This is a genomic window from Mesorhizobium sp. P5_C1 (assembly GCF_054049815.1).
The window spans coordinates 1-885 of sequence record NZ_JBFULQ010001165.1 but is presented as its reverse complement, the minus strand read 5'-3'; the positions used below and the strand labels follow the sequence as shown (position 1 = coordinate 885).

At 59.2% G+C, this 885-nt stretch carries 1 protein-coding gene; it reads left to right on the top strand.

Annotation, left to right across the window (positions count from 1 at the left end):
- Positions 1-806, top strand: an 806-nt coding sequence (locus tag ACXJ7R_RS34640) for a sterol desaturase family protein (protein ID WP_457155724.1), incomplete at its 5' end; no start/stop codon positions are given.
- Between the last annotated feature and the right edge of the window lie 79 nt (positions 807-885).

Genomic DNA, 885 nt, shown 5'->3' with positions numbered 1-885 from the left:
GCACTGGCAATGTCGTCGCCGGGCTGCTGCTTGGCGTGGTGTCCTACTGGGCGCTGCTGTGGCTGTGGCAGTTCCGCGTCTTCAATCTCGGCCTGTCGGTCTGGGTGTTCCTTGCTGCCTTCCTGCTCGATGACCTGCGCTACTATGTCTACCACCGTATTGCGCACAGGGTGCGCTGGGTGTGGGCCGAGCATGTCAACCACCACTCAAGCCAGCACTACAATCTGTCGACGGCGCTGAGACAAAGCTGGACCAGCCTGTTCACCTTCATGTTCGTGCTGCAGGCGCCCCTGGTGCTGCTTGGCTTCCATCCGGCGGTGATTGCCTTCACCTTTGGCTTCAACCTGGTCTGGCAGTTCTGGATCCACACCGAGACGATCGGCAAGATGTGGGGCTGGTTCGAGTTGGTCTTCAACACGCCGTCGCACCACCGCGTCCACCACGCCACCAATCCGCGTTATCTCGACGCCAATTATGCCGGCACACTGATTATTTGGGACCGCCTGTTCGGCACCTTCGTCGAAGAGCTGGAAGAGGACCGGCCGCGCTACGGCATCGTCAAGAACCTTGGCACATTCAATCCGCTGAAAGTGGCGTTCCACGAATGGATCGGCATGTTCACGGATGCCTTTGCACCAGGGCTGAGCTTGAGCGATCGGCTGAACTACCTGATCAAGCCGCCGGGCTGGAGCCATGACGGCTCGCGCGAAACCTCGGAGAGCCTGAAAGCCGCCTATGTCAGGCGGAATCCGGGCGAAGCCGGCAAGCCGGGCTTACCGGAGGCGAGTGCTGCGCCGGCCGAATAGTGAAGTAAACTACGACCTGGTGGCAATTTGACAGCATGATGGCTTGGTACTATTTTTGATATCCTAGTACTTTTGAGGG